The 19,143-nt window shown below is 62.8% G+C and carries 22 protein-coding genes and 1 pseudogene; 6 read left to right on the forward strand and 17 right to left on the reverse strand.

The genetic code is table 11. The annotated features are described in order from the left end of the window. Window positions 1–166: 166 nt before the first annotated feature. Window positions 167–712 (forward strand): adenine phosphoribosyltransferase, encoded by a 546-nt coding sequence (locus AC0L18_RS28290; RefSeq protein WP_473495123.1) that lies wholly within the window; start codon window positions 167–169, stop codon window positions 710–712. Between the two features lie 165 nt (window positions 713–877). Here AC0L18_RS28290 and AC0L18_RS28295 read toward each other — a convergent pair whose 3' ends face one another. From AC0L18_RS28295 to AC0L18_RS28330, 8 genes are all read right to left on the reverse strand, one after another. Further along, complete coding sequence (locus AC0L18_RS28295; protein ID WP_473495124.1) at window positions 878–1,348, reverse strand: MaoC family dehydratase; 471 nt, start codon at window positions 1,346–1,348, stop codon at window positions 878–880. Next, a complete protein-coding gene (locus AC0L18_RS28300) occupies window positions 1,345–1,824 on the reverse strand; it encodes a MaoC family dehydratase (RefSeq protein ID WP_473495125.1) in 480 nt (159 codons plus the stop codon). The genes AC0L18_RS28295 and AC0L18_RS28300 overlap by 4 nt, the downstream gene beginning before the upstream one ends. Window positions 1,825–1,950: 126 nt before the next feature. Continuing rightward, window positions 1,951–2,925: a magnesium/cobalt transporter CorA gene (gene corA / locus AC0L18_RS28305; RefSeq protein ID WP_091598420.1), complete on the reverse strand. Its 975-nt coding sequence runs from the start codon at window positions 2,923–2,925 to the stop codon at window positions 1,951–1,953. A 238-nt stretch (window positions 2,926–3,163) separates the two neighbouring features. After that, window positions 3,164–4,267 (reverse strand): redox-regulated ATPase YchF, encoded by a 1,104-nt coding sequence (gene ychF, locus AC0L18_RS28310; RefSeq protein ID WP_091598417.1) that lies wholly within the window; start codon window positions 4,265–4,267, stop codon window positions 3,164–3,166. 97 nt (window positions 4,268–4,364) lie between these two features. Then, window positions 4,365–5,090, reverse strand: coding sequence for an aminoacyl-tRNA hydrolase (pth, locus tag AC0L18_RS28315; RefSeq protein WP_473495126.1), 726 nt, complete (start codon window positions 5,088–5,090; stop codon window positions 4,365–4,367). 22 nt (window positions 5,091–5,112) lie between these two features. Beyond that, on the reverse strand, window positions 5,113–5,754 hold the full coding sequence (locus tag AC0L18_RS28320) for a 50S ribosomal protein L25/general stress protein Ctc (protein WP_473495127.1): 642 nt from the start codon (window positions 5,752–5,754) through the stop codon (window positions 5,113–5,115). A gap of 211 nt (window positions 5,755–5,965) precedes the next feature. Then, window positions 5,966–6,373: a GFA family protein gene (locus tag AC0L18_RS28325; protein WP_287073462.1), complete on the reverse strand. Its 408-nt coding sequence runs from the start codon at window positions 6,371–6,373 to the stop codon at window positions 5,966–5,968. A gap of 97 nt (window positions 6,374–6,470) precedes the next feature. Continuing rightward, a complete protein-coding gene (locus AC0L18_RS28330) occupies window positions 6,471–7,721 on the reverse strand; it encodes an MFS transporter (RefSeq protein WP_473495128.1) in 1,251 nt (416 codons plus the stop codon). Window positions 7,722–7,852: 131 nt separating this feature from the next. Between AC0L18_RS28330 and AC0L18_RS28335 the strand changes: the two genes are divergently transcribed. Beyond that, window positions 7,853–8,719, forward strand: coding sequence for an AraC family transcriptional regulator (locus tag AC0L18_RS28335; RefSeq protein ID WP_473495129.1), 867 nt, complete (start codon window positions 7,853–7,855; stop codon window positions 8,717–8,719). Between the two features lie 84 nt (window positions 8,720–8,803). Here AC0L18_RS28335 and AC0L18_RS28340 read toward each other — a convergent pair whose 3' ends face one another. The 8 genes from AC0L18_RS28340 to AC0L18_RS28375 all read right to left on the reverse strand — a co-directional run bounded on the left by AC0L18_RS28340 (window position 8,804) and on the right by AC0L18_RS28375 (window position 15,336). Beyond that, the gene (locus tag AC0L18_RS28340; RefSeq protein ID WP_023799890.1) at window positions 8,804–9,739 is read right to left on the reverse strand and encodes a ribose-phosphate pyrophosphokinase; all 936 of its coding nucleotides are present in this window, start codon (window positions 9,737–9,739) and stop codon (window positions 8,804–8,806) included. 166 nt (window positions 9,740–9,905) lie between these two features. Further along, a complete protein-coding gene (locus AC0L18_RS28345) occupies window positions 9,906–10,529 on the reverse strand; it encodes a hypothetical protein (RefSeq protein ID WP_473495130.1) in 624 nt (207 codons plus the stop codon). Between the two features lie 54 nt (window positions 10,530–10,583). Continuing rightward, window positions 10,584–11,735, reverse strand: coding sequence for a M24 family metallopeptidase (locus AC0L18_RS28350; protein WP_091598395.1), 1,152 nt, complete (start codon window positions 11,733–11,735; stop codon window positions 10,584–10,586). Then, a complete protein-coding gene (pgeF, locus tag AC0L18_RS28355) occupies window positions 11,735–12,529 on the reverse strand; it encodes a peptidoglycan editing factor PgeF (protein ID WP_473495131.1) in 795 nt (264 codons plus the stop codon). The genes AC0L18_RS28350 and pgeF overlap by 1 nt, the downstream gene beginning before the upstream one ends. Before the next feature lie 111 nt (window positions 12,530–12,640). After that, window positions 12,641–13,729: a class I SAM-dependent methyltransferase gene (locus AC0L18_RS28360; RefSeq protein WP_473495132.1), complete on the reverse strand. Its 1,089-nt coding sequence runs from the start codon at window positions 13,727–13,729 to the stop codon at window positions 12,641–12,643. A 78-nt stretch (window positions 13,730–13,807) separates the two neighbouring features. Beyond that, complete coding sequence (gene lgt / locus AC0L18_RS28365) at window positions 13,808–14,683, reverse strand: prolipoprotein diacylglyceryl transferase (RefSeq protein WP_473495133.1); 876 nt, start codon at window positions 14,681–14,683, stop codon at window positions 13,808–13,810. Window positions 14,684–14,763: 80 nt separating this feature from the next. Then, window positions 14,764–14,961 (reverse strand): type II toxin-antitoxin system RelE/ParE family toxin, encoded by a 198-nt coding sequence (locus tag AC0L18_RS28370; protein WP_473495134.1) that lies wholly within the window; start codon window positions 14,959–14,961, stop codon window positions 14,764–14,766. A gap of 114 nt (window positions 14,962–15,075) precedes the next feature. Then, window positions 15,076–15,336, reverse strand: a complete 261-nt coding sequence (locus AC0L18_RS28375) for a type II toxin-antitoxin system ParD family antitoxin (protein WP_473495135.1) — start codon at window positions 15,334–15,336, stop codon at window positions 15,076–15,078. Window positions 15,337–15,503: 167 nt separating this feature from the next. Here AC0L18_RS28375 and AC0L18_RS28380 point away from each other — a divergent pair, with 167 nt between their 5' ends. The 4 genes and pseudogenes from AC0L18_RS28380 to AC0L18_RS28395 all read left to right on the forward strand — a co-directional run bounded on the left by AC0L18_RS28380 (window position 15,504) and on the right by AC0L18_RS28395 (window position 17,753). Continuing rightward, entirely contained in the window at window positions 15,504–15,806 is a 303-nt protein-coding gene (locus AC0L18_RS28380; protein WP_473495137.1) for an accessory factor UbiK family protein, read from the forward strand. 311 nt (window positions 15,807–16,117) lie between these two features. Further along, window positions 16,118–16,618, forward strand: coding sequence for a type III secretion system chaperone family protein (locus AC0L18_RS28385; RefSeq protein WP_006202532.1), 501 nt, complete (start codon window positions 16,118–16,120; stop codon window positions 16,616–16,618). A gap of 18 nt (window positions 16,619–16,636) precedes the next feature. Further along, window positions 16,637–16,996: a tRNA-binding protein gene (locus AC0L18_RS28390; protein ID WP_027151061.1), complete on the forward strand. Its 360-nt coding sequence runs from the start codon at window positions 16,637–16,639 to the stop codon at window positions 16,994–16,996. Window positions 16,997–17,310: 314 nt separating this feature from the next. Next, window positions 17,311–17,753, forward strand: a pseudogene (locus AC0L18_RS28395) (YybH family protein). Window positions 17,754–17,988: 235 nt separating this feature from the next. Here the strand turns inward: AC0L18_RS28395 and AC0L18_RS28400 are convergent. Further along, window positions 17,989–19,074: a glycosyltransferase family 4 protein gene (locus AC0L18_RS28400; RefSeq protein ID WP_287233135.1), complete on the reverse strand. Its 1,086-nt coding sequence runs from the start codon at window positions 19,072–19,074 to the stop codon at window positions 17,989–17,991. Window positions 19,075–19,143 lie beyond the last annotated feature (69 nt).

The following is a 19,143-nucleotide window of genomic DNA, read 5'->3' on the forward strand; positions in this document are numbered from 1 at the left end:
CCACGGGAATCGGTGATCGCAACGTCACCAGCGTGCCATGGCCGCCCCTCGCCTCAGAGTAAGGGCTGCTCTCTCTCTCCAGAGCTTTTTGCAGAACCTTCAGGACACTATCGGCCGAAATTCCCCTCACGTCTTCAAGTCGGACGAACGCCCGGAGAGCCGCCCCATGAAACCTTCGCTCGAAGACACGCTGGTTGCCGCGATCCGCACCATTCCGGACTATCCGAAGCCGGGCATCCTGTTTCGCGACATCACCACGCTGCTAAGCAATGCGCGCGCCTTCCGCCGCGCCATCGACGAGCTGGTGCATCCCTATGCCGGCCAGAAGGTCGACAAGATCGCCGGCATCGAGGCGCGCGGTTTCATCCTTGGCGGCGCCGTCGCCCACCAGCTCTCGGCCGGCTTCGTGCCGATCCGCAAGAAGGGCAAGCTGTCTTACGAGACGGTGCGCGTCGCCTACAGCCTCGAATACGGGCTGGACGAGATGGAGATGCACAGGGATGGCGTGTCTCCGGGTGAGAAGGTGATCCTCGTCGACGATTTGATCGCCACCGGCGGCACGGCAGAGGCAGCGGTCAAGCTGCTGCGGCAGATCGGCGCCGACATCCTCGCCGCCTGCTTCGTCATCGACCTGCCGGACCTTGGTGGTCGCGACAAACTCGAGGCGCTCGGCGTGCCGGTCAGGACGCTGATCGGGTTCGAAGGGCATTGAAGTGCTCTTTCCTTCTCCCCTTGTGGGAGAAGGTGGCCTCGCGAAGCGAGGTCGGATGAGGGGTGTTCCAGCTTGGCACCCCGCGCTCCGGCCAGCACCCCTCATCCGTCTTGTCGCTTCGCGACAATCCACCTTCTCCCACAAGGGGAGAAGGGAAACGGCGCCTCACCCCACCTTCACCAGCACGGCGCTTTCGAACTCGATGACCTTGTCGCCGGTCGAATCGAAAGCTTCCGAGCGCAGCGTCAGCACTCGCCAGCCCGGCCGCGATGCGATGGGGCGGTGGGCAAGCGCGGTGCGGGTGAAGGTCACGGTTTCTCCGGCATAGACGGGTTTTAGCCATTTGAGGTTCTTGAAGCCGGGCGAGGGGCCGAATTCGGGGGCGGGCCCAGCGCCGGCCCAGCGGGCGCCTTCGGCCGCCACGCCGGTCTCGAGGTTCAGCTTCATCCAGGTTGCAGCTGTGTGCCAGCCGGAGGCGCACAGGCCGCCGAACACGCTGTTCTTCGCCGCCCCTTCGTCGAGATGGAATATCTGCGGATCGTATTTCCTGGCGAACGCCTTGATCGCCTCGGGTTCGAACCTGTGCGAGCCGAGGGTGACGGTGACGCCGATGCAGAAGAACTCGTCCAATGTCATGAGCGGTCCTGTGCGGCATCACGGGCGAGGAACATGACCGTGTTCTCGAGTTCGAAGACGCCTTCGCCACGCTGGTTGAAAAGCTCGCTGCGCAAAGTGACGAGACCGAGCTGCGGCTTGGACCTGGACAGGCGCTTGGCAAGGACGGTGGTGCTGCCGCTCAAGATGTCGCCGGCCAGCACCGGCCTCTTCCACCGGACTTGGTCGACCCCGGGGGCACCTTGCGAGGTCGAGTCCAGCAGGAAGGCGTCGCACAGCATGCGCATGAACATCGCGCAGGTGTGCCAGCCGGAGGCCGCCAGCCCGCCAAGGATGCTGGCCCTGCCCGCTGCCTCGTCGAGATGCATCGGCTGCGCATCGAACTCTTGCGCGAATTCGATGATCTCGGCCGCACTCACCAGCTTCGTGCCGAGGTCGAGCGAGGCGCCCTCGACGAAATCCTCATAGGCCCAGGTCTTTTCGTTCTTTCCGGTCATGGCTGGAATCCGGTTCAAGATTGTACGATCGCCACGGATCGGGTTTCCCGGATGCAGGCGGGGCGGTCAAGTCATTTCTGGTACGCCAGGCCATCACGCTCAACGGGAATGGAAGCTGCGAAGCCTCTACAACCAGCCGCGGCGGCGGAAATACCAGAAGGGCAGGATCGCCGAGAGGATCATCAAGCCGATGGCGAAAGGATAGCCGAAGCTCCAGGTCAGTTCGGGCATGACATTGAAATTCATGCCGTAGATCGAGGCGACCAGCGTCGGCGGCAGGAAGATGACCGCGGCGACGGAGAAGATCTTGATGATGGCGTTCTGCTCGATCGAGATCATGCCGAGCGTCGCGTCGAGCAGGAAGTTGATCTTCTGCGACAGGAAGGTGGCGTGGTCGGCGAGCGACAGCACATCGCGCGACAAGGTCTTGATGCGCGCGCGGATGTCCTTGCTCATTTTGGTCTGGGTCGAGGCGTGGGTGAGGAAGCCGGCGAGCCGCTGCAGCGAGATCAGGCTGTCGCGGATCGAGGAGGCGATGTCCTCCTTGCGGCCGATGGCTTTCAGCAATTCCTGAAAATCGCGATTGCGCTTCGAAGCCTTGGTCGAGCTTGGCTGGAAGATGTCGCGCGAGATCGTCTCGATATCGCGGCCGGCACGCTCCAGAATGTCGGCGAGGCGGTCGACGATCGCCTCCAGCAGACCGATCAGGATGGTGTCGCCGCTGGTGCAGCCGGTCGCAACCTTCTCGGCACGCTGCGGAAACGTCTTGAAGGCCTTCGGTTCGTGGTAGCGCACGGTGATCAGCCTGTTGCCGGCCAGCACGAAGGTGACCGGCGACATCAGGGGATCGTCGGCCTCGGTCTGGGCCGGCAGAATGGCGGTCATGAAATAGGCGCCGTCCTCGACATAGAGGCGGCTCGAAATCTCGATCTCCTCCATCTCCTCGCGCGTCGGAATGGCAACGCCGAGCCAGGCCTCGATGGCCGCTTCCTCTTCCTTTGTCGGGCTGACAAGATCGGCCCAGACGACCTGGTCGCTGTTTGCCAGGAGATCGTCGGCAAGGCGCAGGCGATCATTGTCGACGACGAATGCCTTGATCATCGCCGGGTCTCCCTTGCTGTGGCCAAAAGGATAGGTTGGAGCGGGCGCGTCGTTTCGGATTGCACGCGCTTTCGACGAAAGCAGGGCCGGTGCAGACGCCCCTTAGACCGGGCATTGCGGGCAGTCAAGCCGGGTGGAAAGGCTCTTCCTTCTCCCCTTGTGGGAGAAGGTGGCCTCGCGAAGCGAGGTCGGATGAGGGGTGTTCCAGCTTGGCACCAGAGAAGGAAGAAGGCGCAGCTCAGGTGTTGAACTTGAACAGCATGATGTCGCCGTCCTGGACGACATACTCCTTGCCTTCGTCGCGCGCCTTGCCGGCTTCCTTGGCCGCCACTTCGCCGCCCAGCGTGACGAAGTCGTTGTAGGCGATGGTCTGGGCGCGGATGAAGCCGCGCTCGAAATCGGTGTGGATGACGCCTGCCGCCTGTGGCGCCTTGGCGCCCTTGTGTACGGTCCAGGCACGCGTCTCCTTCGGCCCGACGGTGAAATAGGTGATGAGCTGCAACAGCTCGTAGCCGGCGCGGATGACCTTGTTGAGGCCGGGTTCGTCGAGGCCCAGGGTCGCCAAAAATTCCATTTCCTCTTCGTCGCTGAGCTGCGCGACCTCGGCTTCGATCGCCGCCGAAATCACCACGGTGCGGGCGCCCTGCGCGGCAGCCATCTGTTCGACCGCTTTGGTGTGTGCGTTGCCGGTGGCAGCATCGGCCTCGGCGACATTGCAGACATAGAGCACGGGGTGCGATGTCAGCAGGTTCAGCCCCTGCAGGATGCGCAGATCCTCCGCGGAGATATTTTTGAGCAGGATGCGGGCCGGCTTGCCGGCCTGCAGGAGTTCAAGGGCGGCTTCCATCATCGGAAGCACGGTCAGCGCCTCCTTGTCCTTGCCGGAAGCGCGCTTGCGGAACTGCACGATGCGGCGCTCGAGGCTGTCGAGATCGGCGAGCATCAGCTCGGTCTCGACGGTCTCGGCGTCGGCGACGGGATCGATGCGGCCCTCGACATGGGTGATGTCGTCATCCTCGAAGCAGCGCAGCACATGGACGATGGCGTCGACCTCGCGGATGTTGGCCAGGAACTGGTTGCCCAGCCCTTCGCCTTTCGAGGCGCCGCGCACCAGGCCGGCGATGTCGACGAACGAGATGCGGGTCGGGATGATCTCCTTCGACTTGCCGATCGCCGCGATTTTTTGCAGGCGCGGGTCGGGCACCGCGACTTCGCCGGTGTTCGGTTCGATGGTGCAGAACGGATAGTTGGCGGCCTGCGCCGCCGCCGTCCTGGTCAGCGCGTTGAAAAGCGTCGACTTGCCGACGTTGGGCAAGCCAACGATGCCGCATTTGAAACCCATTTTTATCCGGTCCTATCGGGAAATCGTAATTTGATGAGGGCTATGGGCGAAACGGGTGACGAACGTCAAGCCCTGCAGCCCCGATCCGTGGCCAGGCTCAATCCTTGCCGCCAAACAGCTTCTTCAGCATGGCAGCCATCGGGCCGGTTTCGGGCAGCTTGGCTGCCGGCTGCTGCGGCCGCGCCTGGCGAACGTGGCTTTGTGCTTTCGGTGCTTTGGGTGGTGGGCGGTCGTCGTCGCCCGTCGGCGTGAGCTTGTCGCGCAAGGCCAGCGTCACGCGATTCATGAAGGAATTGTCGTCGCCCTTGGCAAGCAGTCCGGCATCGTCGGCGATGGTGTCGAGCAGCACGTCCAGCCACTCGCGGTCGGCTTTGGCGAAATCGCCAAGCACATGGCCATGCACCATTTCCTTGACGCCGGGGTGGCTGACGCCGATGCGCACACGGCGGAAATCCTTGCCGACATGCTGCTCGAGCGAGCGGATACCGTTGTGGCCACCGGAACCGCCGCCGACCTTGACCCGCACCTTGCCGGCGGCAAGGTCGATCTCGTCATAAAAGACGGTCAGCGCCGAAGCGTCGAGCTTGTAAAAGCGCAGGGCCTCGCCGACCGACTGGCCGGACAGGTTCATGAAGGTCTGCGGCTTGATCAGGATGATTTTTTCGCCGGCAAGCGTGCCTTCGGCGATCAGGCCCTGGAACTTTTTCGACCAGGGCGAAAAGGAATGGCGGCGGGCGATTGCGTCCGCCGCCATGAAGCCGACATTGTGCCGATTGTTGGTGTATTTCGCGCCCGGATTGCCGAGGCCTGCAAACAGCAGCATCGTCACCTCCGGGCGGAAAGGATTACTTCTCTTCGTCGGCAGGAGCCGCTTCGGGTTCAGCCGATTCGACCGTCTCTTCAGCCTCCGGCTTCATCGCCGCGGAGCCGGCAATGGTCGCGACGGTGAAGTCCCGGTCGGAGATCACCGGCTTGACGCCGGCCGGCAGCTTGACCGCCGAGATGTGGATCGAATCGCCGATATCGGTGCCGGTGAGATCGACGGTGATGAATTCCGGGATCGCATTGGCCGGGCAGTGGAACTCGACCTCGTGACGCACGATGTTGAGCACGCCGCCGCGCTTGATGCCGGGCGACTTGTCCTCATTGATGAAGTGGACCGGCACGTCGACATTGACTTCGGTGTCCTTGCCGATGCGCAGGAAGTCGACATGGACCGGAAAATCCTTGACCGGGTCGAGCTGGTAGTCCTTCGGCAGGACCTGGATCTTCTTGCCGTCGACATCGATCGTGGCGATCGTGGTCAGGAACCCGCCGCCATGGATCTTGTAGTAGATGTCCTTGTAGGTCAGCGCAATCGCCAGGGGAGGCTGCTTGTCGCCGTAGATTACTGCAGGCACTTTACCGTTGCGGCGAACTGCACGGGCGGACCCCTTACCGACCTGTTCGCGCGCTTCGGCCTTGAGCTCGTAAGAAGCTTGGCTCATGGCATTTCCTTTCGCGTTGTTCTGGAGCGTTCGCGGCCGGCGAGATGCCTGGGCCGTAAACGTCGAAAGCCGTCATGGCCTTACATGATCTGGTCCAAAATCTTTTTGGGATCACGTGAGGCCGGACAGCCTTCCGCCGCGTTGCCTCCAAGGGTGTCTACGCGGGTGGCGGCTCTATAGCGGAAGGTGGGGCGGGGTGCAAGCCAAGCGATCAACTGGGATCTCTGTCGTGCGCCGTTGTCCCCGGCGGCAGCTGAACCCAGGAATGTCTTCGGCAGTCATATACCGAATCCTGTGGCGGAGGAAAGCTTGGATCGGCGAAAGCGCCGATGGCGACCGCAACATGCGATTGTTCGTGACCTTCCTCGGTGTGGAACAGGTTCGTTCCGCAGACAGGGCAGAAACGGAACCTGAACCGGGCTCCCTGGTCGCCGACACGAACATACTCGGTCGCGGTACCAGAAACCTTGTATGGAACCGCAAAGCCGGCCAGTGCCGCAAAGACGCTGCCCGTCCGGCGTTGGCAGGCAAAGCAGTGGCAGATGCCGTTGCCGAGAGGTTCGCCCTGAACTTCAATACTCAACTGGCCGCAGGAACATGAGGCAGTCCGAGAGCACATTTTGGAGCCTCGCGGGTTCGTGTCGCTGAAGTCTACCCACTCGTAGCGCTCGCTTCCAACTGACAGCCCAGCTTAAGGCCGAAATCCAACCCAAGCCTCACCCGATCGGGGTCTCCTCCTCGATCTTCCTGGCTTGCCTCATGTTCGGCAAAAAAACCGTCAGCAGCCCGAGCAGCGGCAGATACGAGCAGACCTGAAAGACGAAGTCGATGCCTTTCATATCGGCGACGACGCCGAGCACGGCGGCGGCGATACCGCCCATGCCGAAGGCGAAACCGAAGAAGATGCCGGCGATCATGCCGACGCGGCCGGGCACCAGTTCCTGGGCGAAGACGACGATGTTCGAGAAGGCCGAGGACAGGATCAGGCCGATCAGCACGGTCAGGATCATGGTCCATTCGAAATTGGCGTAGGGCAGGGCCAGCGTAAACGGCAGCACGCCGACGATCGAGAACCAGATCATCGGCTTCTGTCCGTAGCGGTCGCCGAACGGGCCGCCGAGCAGGATGCCCAGCGCCGAGGCGCCGAGGAACAGGAACAGCATGACCTGCGACATCTGCACCGAAACGCCGAATTTATCGATGGCGTAGAAAGTGTAGTAACTGGCGAGGCTGGCAACGTAGGCGTTCTTGGTCAGCACCAGCAGGGTCAGCACCGCCAGCGCGCTCATCACCTTGCGGCGCGGGAAGGGCGAGACGAAGCCTGCCGCCTTGCGGTTGGCGAGCGAGGCGCGCAGCCGGCTGTACCAGCCGCCGACCCGCCACAGCACGACGATGCCGATCAGCGATCCGGCGGCGAACCACGCTATGCTGGTCTGGCCGAACGGCACGACGATGAAGGCGGCGAGCAGCGGCCCGATGGCCTGGCCGAGATTGCCGCCGACCTGGAACAGCGATTGCGCCAGGCCGAACCTGCCGCCCGAGGCGAAGCGGGCGATGCGCGAGGATTCCGGGTGGAAGATCGCCGAGCCGATGCCGATCAGCGACGCGCCGATCAGCAGCAGCCAATAGTGTCCGGCATAGGCCAGCACGATCAGGCCGATCAGCGAGGACGCCATGCCGTAGGGCAGCGAATAGGGCATCGGCCGCTTGTCGGTGACCATGCCGATCAGCGGCTGCAGCAATGACGCCGTCACCTGGAAGGTGAAGGTCAAAAGACCGATCTGCCAGAAATCGAGACGGTAATTGTCCTTCAGCAGCGGATAGATGGCCGACAGCAGCGACTGCATGATGTCGTTGACACAATGGCAGAAGCTCACCGCAAGGATGACGGTGAAGGCCGTCGCTTGCGCCGAAGTGTGGCTGGCCGTCGCCGGCGTGGCGGCGGAGGTGGCTGTCGTATCAGTCAACGCAGGCTCCATGGTCTTTTTGGCGGACGCTCCCGCAGGCGGCCCTTATGGCCCCGCTGCCTTATAAGTTACTTGCCGGGCGACTTCTTTCGTGGTTTGGTCCAATAGTTTCGCGAGTGGGCCAATAGCCAATGCCGCATGGCAAAGAAATCTTCAAAGCGGGCGACACCGATCTCGGCCAGTTCACCGATCTCGGGCTGTTGCGCCGCTGGCAATGGCTGGAGCAGGCTGTCGGGCCGGCGGTGGCCCTGCCGACCGAATTTCCCGACGGCTACCACGTTCCGCAGCACCGTCACAGCCGCAGTCAATTGCTGCATGCGCTTGTCGGCGTCGTGCTGGTGACGACGCGGCATGGGCGCTGGATGGTGCCGCCCGATCATGCGATGTGGATACCCGCCGGCACCGAGCATTCCGTCGAGATGCTTGGCGACGTCAGCATGCGATCGGTCTATGTGATGCCGGACGCCATTGCCGGGCTGCCGGATGGCTTACGCGTCGTCGGCGTCACCGATCTGATGCACAGCCTGATCGTGGAATCGGAAAAGCTGCCGCAGGGCGCCGAGCTTGAGGGGCGCGGCGGGCTGATCATGAGCCTCCTGCTGCACGAAATCCCGAATCTGCCGGAACGGCCGCTCGGGCTGCCTTTTCCTTCGGATCCAAGGCTTGCGGCACTGTGCCGGCGCTTCGTCGCAGCACCCTCGCCGCATGCGACGATCGACGAATGGGCCGATATTGTCGGCATGAGCAGGCGTTCCTTCACCCGCGCCTTTCATCGCCAGACCGGATTGTCGTTGTCGACATGGCGCCAGCAGGCCTGCCTGTTCGCGGCCTTGCCGAGGCTGGCGGACGGCGAGCCGATCACAAGGGTAGCGCTCGATCTCGGCTATGACAGCGTGCCGGCCTTCATCACCATGTTCAAGCGCATGCTGGGGGCGTCGCCGCGCGGCTATATGCGCGGCTCAAGGGACAACATCAGGGTGTCGAACGGAAGCGCATGACCCCGAGAGGATCATCGCAAAATCAAGGTGCTACAGCGTCCTTTGCGCGTCTCTGGACGCGCGGCGCTGTATCGCGGGCAGATTTCAGTCGAACAGGCTCGACACCGACTCTTCGGTCGCCGTGCGCGAGATCGCCTCACCCATCAGGTCGGCGATGGAGACGACGCGGATGTTGCTGGCGTCGAGCACCGCCTGGGTCGGCTGGATGGAATCGGTGATGACCAGTTCCTGCAGCTTCGAGGCGCCGATGCGTGCGATGGCGCCGCCGGACAGAACGCCATGGGTGGTGTAGGCGGTGACGCTGGTGGCGCCGGCGGCAAGCAGCGCATCGGCCGCATTGCACAAGGTACCGCCAGAATCGATGATGTCGTCGATCAGCAGGCAATCCTTGCCGCGCACGTCGCCGATGACGTTCATGACTTCCGATTCGCCAGGGCGCTCGCGACGCTTGTCGACAATGGCAAGCTGGGCGTCGATGCGCTTGGCGAGCGCGCGGGCACGGACCACGCCGCCGACATCCGGCGACACGACCATGACATTGGCAAGGCGCTTGTATTTCGCCTTCACATCGCGGGCCATGACCGGCACCGAGAACAGATTGTCGGTCGGGATGTCGAAAAAGCCCTGGATCTGGCCGGCGTGGAGATCCAGCGTCAAGACGCGATCGACCCCGGCCCGCGTGATCATGTTGGCGACCAGCTTGGCCGAGATCGGCGTGCGGCCCGAGGCGCGGCGGTCTTGCCTTGCATAGCCGAAATAGGGAATGACCGCCGTGATGCGCTTGGCCGACGAGCGCATGAAGGCATCGATCATGATGAGCAGTTCCATCAGGTGATCGTTGGTCGGGAACGAGGTGGACTGCAGGATGAAGACATCCTCGCCACGCACATTCTCCTGTATTTCGACGAAGATTTCCTGATCGGCGAAGCGCCTGACGCTGGCTTTGCCCAGAGGAATGTTGAGATAGCGGGCGACCGCTTCGGCCAGCACCCTGTTGGAATTGCCCGCGAAAAGCTTCATGCACCGTTCCTGGTGAAGGATGGAGACACTGGCAGACTCTCTTGAGCCCCTTAGTCGGGGCTTTTAGCGGCCCGTGCCGGTATTGCAAGCGTCGTGATCGGAATCTGCCGGCTAATCTCAATAAACGTCGACGGCGAGGGAAGCCGGCAACATGTCAGCCCGCCGGTCAGCCCGCTTGCCCGCCAAGCCATGTGGCAAACTGGTCTATCGTCTGGTCGGCGATCGATTGCATGGTCTCCGGCGCGACTGCAGCCCAGCCTTCGCCATCATTGACCGAGGGCGCCTTCTGCTGGCCGTTGATGCGATGCAGCCGGTTGCCTGCCGGGTCATAGACGTCCCAGACATAGATGACGGTGGTATCCTTGCCTTCCGACATCGTCGAGAAATAGCCTTTCAGCACATGCGTCGGGGTCTGTCCGGCGCTTCCTGCCAAGGTGATGCCGCGCTGCTTGGCTCGCGTCTGAAGCTGCGCGGTCAATGGTGTCGCGGCTTCCACCGAGGCGCCGACGATCGGCGCCACCTGCAGGCGGGTGCGTGCGATGACGGCGGCGCTTTTTGCCGGCAGCTCGGTTGCGGGCTGTGCCGTCGCGGAAGGCTGTGTTGTCGCGGAAGGCTGGGCGGTGGCTGCAGGTGCGGTCGGCGTTGCAGCCGTGCCGCTTCCGGGCGTTGCCACGGCCTGCGTCGACTGCGGGGCGATGGCCGAGGGTTCGAGAACGTCCCTCGCGTTGGTGCAGGCGGCCAGCGTCAGCGCCGCGAGCAATGACACGGTCGTCGCATGCGATCGCCTCATTTCCGTCAAAACTCCCTGGCGATGAACGCCTCTTGCATTCTTACCATTATGGATTCATTGCACAATCAAGTCGAGATCATGGCGGGACAGCGGCTTCGGCTGCGATTCAGTCGTCAGGTAGGTGCGGCCAAGCGTCATTGCCGTCTCGGTTTCGGAGTCCATGATGATCATATGGGCGAACAGCGTCATGTTCGGCGCGATCGGTTCGGGATTGCCCTGATAGAACATCGGCATGTCCATCCATGATGGGGTGAAGCGGGCGCCGAGCGAATAGCCGCAGGCGTTGAGCCGGTGCTTGGTCAAATTGTGCGCCTCGAGCGTGCGGGCATGCGCGTCGAACACGTCGCCGAAGGTATTTCCGGGCGTCATCGCCTTTTCGACCGCCAGAAGTGCGGCGCGCGCAGCATCGAACAGTTCCTGGTGACGTTTCGACACCTTGCCGGTCAGCACCGTGCGCATCATCGCCGCATGGTAATGGTGGAAGACGCCGGCCCATTCGAGCGTCAGCTGGTCGTTCTTGCTCAGCTTGCGGCGGCCAGCCTTGTAACGGCAAAGCAGTGCGTCCACGCCGGAGCCGATGATGAACTCGTTGGCCGGATAGTCGCCGCCGCCGGCAAAGATCGCGCCCTGCATGGCGGCGAGGATCAAGGCTTCGTCGCCACCCTGCTTGATCAGCGGCAGCGCCGCGTCCAGAGCGTCGTCGGCGAGATTTGCGGCCTTTTCCACCTTGGCGATCTCGGCCGGGCTCTTGAACAGGCGCAGCCGACTGACGATGCCGGACGCGTCGGCGATCTGGCCAAAGGTCTGCAATTGCTCGTCCAGGCGCCGGCCATTGTAGGCGGTCAGGCCGTGGGTGTCGTATTCGACGCCGATGCGGGCGCCGAGCAGGTCGAGGTCGTTGAGCAAATTGCGCAGGTCGATCGCCGGATTGGCGCCGTCGCGGTCGGTCCACAGCACGATGTTGTCGATGATCGAGGTGTGGCGCGCCTGGCGCAGATCGGCCGAGCGCGTGAGCAGGATCATCGAGCCGTCTGCCTTCACCACCAGGCACTGGAAGAAGCAGAAGCCGAACGTATCGTAGCCGGTCAGCCAGTACATGCTCTCCTGCGCAAACAAAAGGACGGCGTCGAGCTTCTTCTCGGCGATCTCGATCATCAGCCGATCGCGCCGCGCGTCAAATTCCGACCGTTCGAAATGCAGCGCCATTATTCTGTCTCCAAAACGATTGCCGAAATCTGCCGCCCGTAATCCGGCTCCTTGCGATGGGTGCTGCGCCGGTAGGAATAGAACAGATCCTCCTCGGCGTAGGTGCAGCGGCCGAGCCCATCGGCGGTGACGCCGGCCCGCGTCAGCCGATCGACCGTATAGCGGTTGAGGTCGAACATTGCATGTTCCGGCTTCGCCGAGGGCGCGAAATAGCCGATATTGTTGGCATCGACCTCGACGAAACGAACGATGAATTCCGGGCCGACTTCATAGTTTTCCGGGCCGATGGACGGGCCGAGAACCGCAACGATGCGCTCGCGCCGGGCGCCGAGGCTTTCCATTGCCGCAATGGTGTTTTCCAGCACGCCTGACAAGGCGCCCTTCCAGCCGGCATGGGCTGCGCCGACGATTCGCGCCCCGGCATCGGCGAACAGCACCGGTCCGCAATCGGCCGTCGAGGCGCCCACCGCAATCCCCGGCCGGTCGGTGACGACGGCGTCGGCCTTCGGCCGCTCGCCGGAAAAAGGCTCCCTGGCGATGACGACGTCGGGCGAATGGATCTGGTGGGCAGTCAACAGATGGCTTGATGGCACGCCCATCCAGTCGGCGACGCGGCGGCGGTTCTCGGCGACCTGCGTCTGGTCATCGCTCGAGCCGGTGCCGATGTTGAGGCCCTGATAGATGCCGCTGGAGACGCCGCCGACGCGGGTGAAATAGCCGTGGCGAATGCCTTGCGCCCGCGCTTTCTCCAGCAAGGGCGACCGAACGGGATCCGGTTTGGTCTGATTCAGCATGGCTGCGTTGTTGTCCGTGAGAGCGATTTCGTCAAGCGACAGTCGAAAGATGGCGACAGTCCAACGGCGACAGTCGGAAGGCGGGAGAGTGGGAGAGGCGGCAGTGAAAAGTCAATCCGCCGTTGCAAAGGGCGGAACGGCGATGCCGGCAGGCAGGACAGCAAGCACCTTGAACAGGTCGCCCATGGCTTGCGGGCCGGCGAGGCGTTCGACCTCGCCCGCAATCTTTTCGCGCGCCGCCTCATTGGCATTGGCGCCGAGCTGGCCGGCGCGTTCGAGAAGCCCCATTTCCACCAGGAATTCGCCTTGCGTGGAGAGATGGGCATCGAGGCCATGCGCCCGCACTATCGCGGCAAGGGCGGCGAAATCGACATGGGCGGTGAGGTCGGCTTCGCCCGGATTGCCCAGCACATCTTCGTGATCGTGCCTGCGCAAGGCCTGCAACGTGTCGCCGATGCCTGGCTGGAGGTAGCCATAGTCGAGAAACAGGCCGGCGCCGCCGAGCCCGGCCAATCGCTCGGCGATGGTCGCCATCAGCGCGGCTCGGGCCGGCGCGACCTCGACGATCGCGCCCTGTGGCGCGTTTTCGGCATCGTCCGGCAACAGCGTTGGATCGACCGAGCCGGCGCCGGCGAAGACGTGCAATTCGTCGGCGCCGTCGAGGCCGATCATCCGTTCGCGCCAGCCTGTTCCGGCGCGGACGAACTGGCGGATCGGCACCGCGTCGAACAATTCGTTGCCGACGATGAAAAGCGGGGTCTGCGGCAGCGTGTCGATGCTTTCGTGCCAGCCGATCGCGGCAGGAGTGGCGGCAAGCGTTTGCTTCTGGACATCGGCCAGCCGCGGGCTGGTCTCGATCATGGCGAACGATGCACCGGCGGTCAGCGCCGGATCGAGCCGCGCAAGCGTGCGCAGCATGTCCTTCATCAGCGTGCCGCGGCCGGGGCCGATCTCGGCGATGGTGGCCGGCATCGGCCGGCCGGTCGCCAGCCAGGCTTCGTAGAGCCAGACTGCGATCAGCTCGCCGAACATCTGGCTGATCTCCGGTGCGGTGACGAAGTCGCCGGCAGCCCCGAACGGCTCGCGCGTCGTATAGTAGCCGTCCAGCGGATCGAACAGGCAAAGCGCCATGTAGTGGTTGACGGGGATTGGCCCCGCCGCACCGATCAGCTCGACGATGCGGGTTTTCAGCCGGGTCATACCGGCTGTGGCTGTGTTACCGCCCTAGGGCGACGTGCGTCCATTTGGACGCACAAAGTACGCCCTGGCACTTTGATTCTACGCATCGTGCTTCCCCAAAATCGATTCCGATTTTTGGCCCGAAGCGGTAGCGGTCGCCATCGCCCAGATGCCGGCCAGCAGCATCGGCAGCGACAGCACCATGCCCATCGTCAGCCAGCCGGTGCCGAGGAGGTAGCCGAGCTGCTGGTCGGGCTCGCGGAAGAATTCGACAAGGATGCGCGAGAGACCGTAGCCGGCGATGAAGGCGCCGCCGACGAAGCGCGGCGTCTTCAGCTTGAGCCTGGAATGGGTGAGGAAGCGCAGGACCAGGAACAGCACCAGGCCTTCGAGCAGCGCCTCGTAGAGCTGGCTCGGATGGCGCGCAAAGGGCCCTCCATTTGGGAATTCGACCGCCCATGGCACGTCGGTCGGCCGGCCCCAGAGTTCGGAGTTGATGAAATTCGCCATGCGGACGAGGCCAAGGCCGACCGGCACGCCGGCCGCCACCACGTCGAACAGCGACCATGTGCGGATGCCGCGCGACCAGGAAAACAGCGTCATGGCGAGAATGACGCCGAGCAGCCCGCCATGGAAGGACATGCCGCCCTGCCAGACGGCAAGGATATCAAAGGGTTGATCGATGTAGCGCGGCAGGTCGTAGAACAGCACGTAGCCGACACGCCCGCCAAGCACCACGCCGATAGCCGCCCAGACGATGAAGTCGTCGAGATCCTCGGGCTTCATGGGCACGGTGCCGTCGGGCCAGAGCCTTGCATTGGCGACGAGCCGCTTGGCATACCACCAGGCGAAGAGAATGCCGACGATATAGCCGACGCCATACCAATGCACCGCCAGCGGCCCGATCTGGACGATGACCGGGTCGATGTTGGGGAAGGGCAGGGCGGCCAGCGGCAGCATAAGATATTCGCTCAACAGGATCTCCCGGTTGCGATCACGTTCGGGCGCGGACCATGCGGCAGGGTTTTGACGGGGTCAAGGCGACGTGGATGCTATCACTTCCGAGGGAAAAGGATGGCATCAAGATCCATCGCGCCGTGCAAGACGTGCAGTATCTCTACTGCTTCGGTGGTGGTGCGGTAGAAGATCAGATAGTTGCCGTGAACGCGGCGGCGGACGCCGGAAGATCGATGACGCAGCAGCAGCGGATATCGCTCCGGCATGATCCGCAGTTCCAGGCAGTCGGCACGCAATTCCCGGATGCCCGCACTTCCCGAAAGTCACCGCGCGAAGCGGGCTGTCGGACGCGATGTGATCGCCAATGGCTTCAAGATCTGCCTCAGCCTGATGGGTAAAGATCAGCCGCTTCACCTGGCCTTGTCGGCCATCGCCTTGTATTTGCCCTCCAGGCGGTCAAGCACCTCTTCCGCAGGCTTCACTCGCCCGGCGTCGGCATCGCCGATGCCTTTGGCGAGCGCGGCGTCGAGTGCAGCCAGGCGCTTCTCCCGCTCTTCGACGAGGCGAACGCCTTCGCGCAGCACTTCGCTCTTCGAATTGTAGCGGCCGGTGCTGACAAGCTGGTTTACAACGTCCTCCAGACGGTTGCCCAAATCTGCGCTGATGGCCATGGAGTGCTCCTCGAAGATGCCTTTCGGGTGATAATAATAGTTATTGATCCGCTCAGCCAGTGTTCAGTTGACCAAAGTGCACCGATAGTCGATGCCCATCGGTCTCAAACGTTCTTGCATTCCGCGTCGCGCGCCACTACGTCAAATCGAGCAAGCGAGGATTTGCCATGTCGACCGGACCGAACCGCATTCTCGATGAATTCGCAAAGCTGATGACCGACGCTGCCGGTGCCGCGCAAGGCGTGCGCCGCGAAGTGGAAACCGCCTTCAAGGGGCAGGCCGAGCGTGTTCTCAACTCGATGGACCTGGTGCAGCGCGAAGAATTCGAGGCCGCCCGCGACATGGCGGTAAAAGCCAGGGAAGAAAACACCCGTCTCGCTGCGCGCATCGAGACGCTCGAGGCAAAGCTCGCCGAACTGACCGGGCAGGCCACGCCTGCGGCTGCGGCAAAGCCCAGACCAAAAAAATAACGTTAAACTTTTCCACAAAGCACAATCGCAAAAAGCGCTTTGTCGTGAATCGCTTACCGGCATTGCGTGAATCTTTGTGACAGCGGCTTTCCACATGCGAATGACGCAGTGCGAAAAATTGGGCTGGTCACGCGACTCCCGATCAATAGACTGAATTTGTTGCATGATTCGGAGCAGGGTCATGCGCCGGGCGGTGGGGTCCGGTCTGGGGTCTTTGTGCGTTGACGAAGTCCCGGCCGTCCGAGTTCTAGACAAAATTGTTCGTTGTGGGTGCCCCGCCGGCCGAGGCGAAGGAACGACAGGAAGCATTCATGGAACTTCTCGAACTCGAATTCTCGCGCGAAATCCATCCGGTGGATGTTATCGAGCAGGTGGCGCACAACAACGACTGGTCCTTCGAACGGGCCGGCGACGACGAGATTTCGATTTCGGTTGCCGGAAGCTGGACCGACTACCACGTCTCATTTTCCTGGATGGAGGATTTCGAGGCGCTGCACCTGGCCTGCGCTTTCGACATCAAGGTGCCGGAGGCGCGCGCGCTCGAAGTGATGCGGCTGCTTTCGCTGATCAACGAGCAGATGCTGTTCGGCCATTTCGACCTCTGGGAGCAGGAGGGCGCGATCATGTTCCGCCAGTCGCTGCTGCTCGCCGGCGGGGTCGAGCCGTCGAGTCAGCAGGTCGAGGTGCTGCTGTCGTCGGCCCTGGAAGCCTGCGAATGCTATTTCCAGGCGTTCCAGTTCGTCGTCTGGTCGGGAACCTCGGCCAAGGATGCGCTGGCCGGCGTCCTTTTCGAGACCTACGGAAACGCCTGAGCCAGGTCCTGATCCTCCATGAGTTCGAGCAGCCAGCGCAAGCCAGAGATCAGCTTCGCCGATTTCGACCGTGTCGACATTCGCGCCGGCACGATCGTCGAGGCCGAGCCGTTTCCCGAGGCGCGCAAGCCGTCGATCAAGCTGAAGATCGATTTCGGCGCTGACATCGGAGTGAAGAAATCGTCGGCGCAGATCACCAAATACTATGCGCCCGAGACGCTGATCGGCCGGCAGGTGTTCGCGGTGGTCAATTTTCCGCCGCGGCAGATCGGCCCCTTCATGTCGGAAGTGCTGACGCTTGGCTTTCCCGACGAGGAGGGTGCGGTCGTCCTCGGTGCGATCGAACGCAGGGTGCCTGACGGCGGCCGACTGTTCTAGCTTCGTCACCGAAGCCGACGCGCAGACTTTCCTTGGCCGCTCCAGGGTTTGATCTCAAGAAGCGCGTGGTTTCCCCAAAAGTCGTGATCACCAGAAACTGGGCCGCAGTATCGCGACCACGCCGAATGCCCGCGAATGAACCAAGGGTGCCCACAGTCTTGACCTGCACGTGATTGCCGTTCTCGGCGCAACATCGATTGAGTTTCCGTTGTGGGCGGCCACCCCAAACGGATTAGTCGACAGTCCAACAGTCCAGGCTTATTGTTTTGACGCGGCATCTGTCGGGCTGTGCCGCCAATTCTCGGGAGGATACGATGGTTCGACTGCTGACTGCGATTTCGCTGTGCTTTCCCTTTGCCTCTTTTCGTGGTCGTCCGCCAACGCTGACCCCGTCGACGATCAGGTGAAAGCCGCTTACGTGGCCTGGGACGCTGCGTTCAACAAAGCAGACGCAAAGGCGGTTGCGGCGTTCTACACCGACGACGCGATCTTCTTGCCCGCCACCCATGACGTCATCAAGGCACCGGTCGGGGTCGAGAAATTCTTTGGCGGCCTCTTCGGCATGGGAGTGACAGGCCACAAGCTCGAACTGATCGAAGCAGGAGGTGACGGCGACCTGCTGTTTGGCACGGCGAAATGGTCGGCCAAGGGTAAAGACGCCAATGGTGCGGATCAGCCGTGGGCCGGGGTGGCAACCCACGTCTTCGAAAAGCAGGCAGATGGCAGTCTGAAACTCCGGCTGCACACCTTCAACTGATCAACGGCGTTCTCTGCTTCCGACGGGAGGGGTCCGTTACCGGGTCGCTGCCCCAGCTAGCGCGGTCACGATCCAGACGGACGCCAAGAGCTGCACCCTGGCGCAAGTAATTGAAATCGATCAGCGCCTCCGCTTCCCTGTTTTCGGCAAAGCGTTCCGGATGAACCTGTGGAGCAAGTGCGGCCCGCCGCCGCCTCAACCCAACAAGTTCTTCACCGAAGGGGCCGCTCGCAGGTCACGAAATGGATCCTCGGGTCTGCGCGCCGGCGTTGCCGCCGCTTCGCCCGTGGATGACGAAAGGTGGTGTCAGTTTTCGCTGGGTGCCCAGCGCCTCTCCAACCGTTTCCAGGAACATCTCCGCGCAGGCCTTCCAGCTATAGCGCATCGCCCGTTGGCGCGCTTCGGCGCGGTCGACATCGAGCGCGGCGAGCGCGGCCTCACGCAAATCGTTCGATACGGCTCCGCCGACGCCGTCGCCGACAATGTCGATCGGCCCGGTCACCGGATAGGCTGCGACCGGCGTGCCGCTGGCCAGCGCCTCGATGATGACATTGCCGAACGTGTCGGTGCGGCTGGGAAAAATGAAGACATCGGCCGAGGCATAGATTTCGGCCAGTTCGTCGTTCGGGCGGTGGCCAAGGAAATGGGCATCGGGGTATCTCGCCTTGAGCCTGGCCAACTCCGGTCCCTCGCCGACGACCACCTTGCTGCCGGGCAAATCCAGGTCGAGGAAGGCGGCCAGGTTCTTTTCGATCGCGACGCGGCCGACGCAGAGGAAGATCGGTCGCTTGAGCCCCATATCCTTTTTCTTGTCCGGCCGGAAATGGTCGGTATCGACGCCGCGCGTCCATGGCCTGAGCTTGGTGAAGCCGCGCGCCGCCAGATCGTCCGCCAGCGACTGGGTGGCGACCAGCGTGCCTTGTCCGGAATTGTGGAAATCGCGAAGCCAGCGATAGGCCCAGGCTTCCGGTATTGGCAGCCGCGCGCTCAGATATTCCGGAAAGCGCGTGTGATAGCTTGTGGTGAACGGCCGGCCGGCCTTGCGGCAATAGCGCCGCGCCATGATGCCGAGCGGGCCCTCGGTGACGATATGGATATGATCGGCATTGCGCGCTTCTATCAGGCGCGCCACGCGGCCTGGCGTCGTCAGCGCCAGCCGGATGTCCGGGTAGGTCGGCAGCGGCAAGGTGCGAAAGATATTCGGGGTCAGGAAGTCCGTCTCGACGTCGAAGGATTTCAGGGTTTCTGAAAGCCGTTCCAGCGTATGGACAACGCCGTTGACTTGCGGGCGCCAGGCGTCGGTCACCATCAGGATGCGCATAGCAGGCCTTTGCTTGAAAGGTCGTCGGTTTCCTTGATGCGGGGCCGCAAGGCCGAATCAATCAGGATC

It is taken from the genome of Mesorhizobium sp. WSM4819 (assembly GCF_055811215.1).

What these genes read in the sequence shown, in the direction of transcription:
- AC0L18_RS28350 (WP_091598395.1), bottom strand. Translation starts at nt 11,735, where the DNA reads ATGGCGCTGCATTTCGAACGGTCGGAATTTGACGCGCGGCGCGATCGG.
- AC0L18_RS28335 (WP_473495129.1), top strand. Translation starts at nt 7,853, where the DNA reads ATGCCGCATGGCAAAGAAATCTTCAAAGCGGGCGACACCGATCTCGGC.
- AC0L18_RS28290 (WP_473495123.1), top strand. Translation starts at nt 167, where the DNA reads ATGAAACCTTCGCTCGAAGACACGCTGGTTGCCGCGATCCGCACCATT.
- AC0L18_RS28295 (WP_473495124.1), bottom strand. Translation starts at nt 1,348, where the DNA reads ATGACATTGGACGAGTTCTTCTGCATCGGCGTCACCGTCACCCTCGGC.
- AC0L18_RS28400 (WP_287233135.1), bottom strand. Translation starts at nt 19,074, where the DNA reads ATGCGCATCCTGATGGTGACCGACGCCTGGCGCCCGCAAGTCAACGGC.
- AC0L18_RS28340 (WP_023799890.1), bottom strand. Translation starts at nt 9,739, where the DNA reads ATGAAGCTTTTCGCGGGCAATTCCAACAGGGTGCTGGCCGAAGCGGTC.
- AC0L18_RS28385 (WP_006202532.1), top strand. Translation starts at nt 16,118, where the DNA reads ATGGAACTTCTCGAACTCGAATTCTCGCGCGAAATCCATCCGGTGGAT.
- AC0L18_RS28325 (WP_287073462.1), bottom strand. Translation starts at nt 6,373, where the DNA reads ATGTGCTCTCGGACTGCCTCATGTTCCTGCGGCCAGTTGAGTATTGAA.
- pth (WP_473495126.1), bottom strand. Translation starts at nt 5,090, where the DNA reads ATGCTGCTGTTTGCAGGCCTCGGCAATCCGGGCGCGAAATACACCAAC.
- corA (WP_091598420.1), bottom strand. Translation starts at nt 2,925, where the DNA reads ATGATCAAGGCATTCGTCGTCGACAATGATCGCCTGCGCCTTGCCGAC.
- AC0L18_RS28300 (WP_473495125.1), bottom strand. Translation starts at nt 1,824, where the DNA reads ATGACCGGAAAGAACGAAAAGACCTGGGCCTATGAGGATTTCGTCGAG.
- AC0L18_RS28390 (WP_027151061.1), top strand. Translation starts at nt 16,637, where the DNA reads ATGAGTTCGAGCAGCCAGCGCAAGCCAGAGATCAGCTTCGCCGATTTC.
- pgeF (WP_473495131.1), bottom strand. Translation starts at nt 12,529, where the DNA reads ATGCTGAATCAGACCAAACCGGATCCCGTTCGGTCGCCCTTGCTGGAG.
- AC0L18_RS28360 (WP_473495132.1), bottom strand. Translation starts at nt 13,729, where the DNA reads ATGACCCGGCTGAAAACCCGCATCGTCGAGCTGATCGGTGCGGCGGGG.
- AC0L18_RS28345 (WP_473495130.1), bottom strand. Translation starts at nt 10,529, where the DNA reads ATGAGGCGATCGCATGCGACGACCGTGTCATTGCTCGCGGCGCTGACG.
- AC0L18_RS28320 (WP_473495127.1), bottom strand. Translation starts at nt 5,754, where the DNA reads ATGAGCCAAGCTTCTTACGAGCTCAAGGCCGAAGCGCGCGAACAGGTC.
- ychF (WP_091598417.1), bottom strand. Translation starts at nt 4,267, where the DNA reads ATGGGTTTCAAATGCGGCATCGTTGGCTTGCCCAACGTCGGCAAGTCG.
- AC0L18_RS28375 (WP_473495135.1), bottom strand. Translation starts at nt 15,336, where the DNA reads ATGGCCATCAGCGCAGATTTGGGCAACCGTCTGGAGGACGTTGTAAAC.
- AC0L18_RS28380 (WP_473495137.1), top strand. Translation starts at nt 15,504, where the DNA reads ATGTCGACCGGACCGAACCGCATTCTCGATGAATTCGCAAAGCTGATG.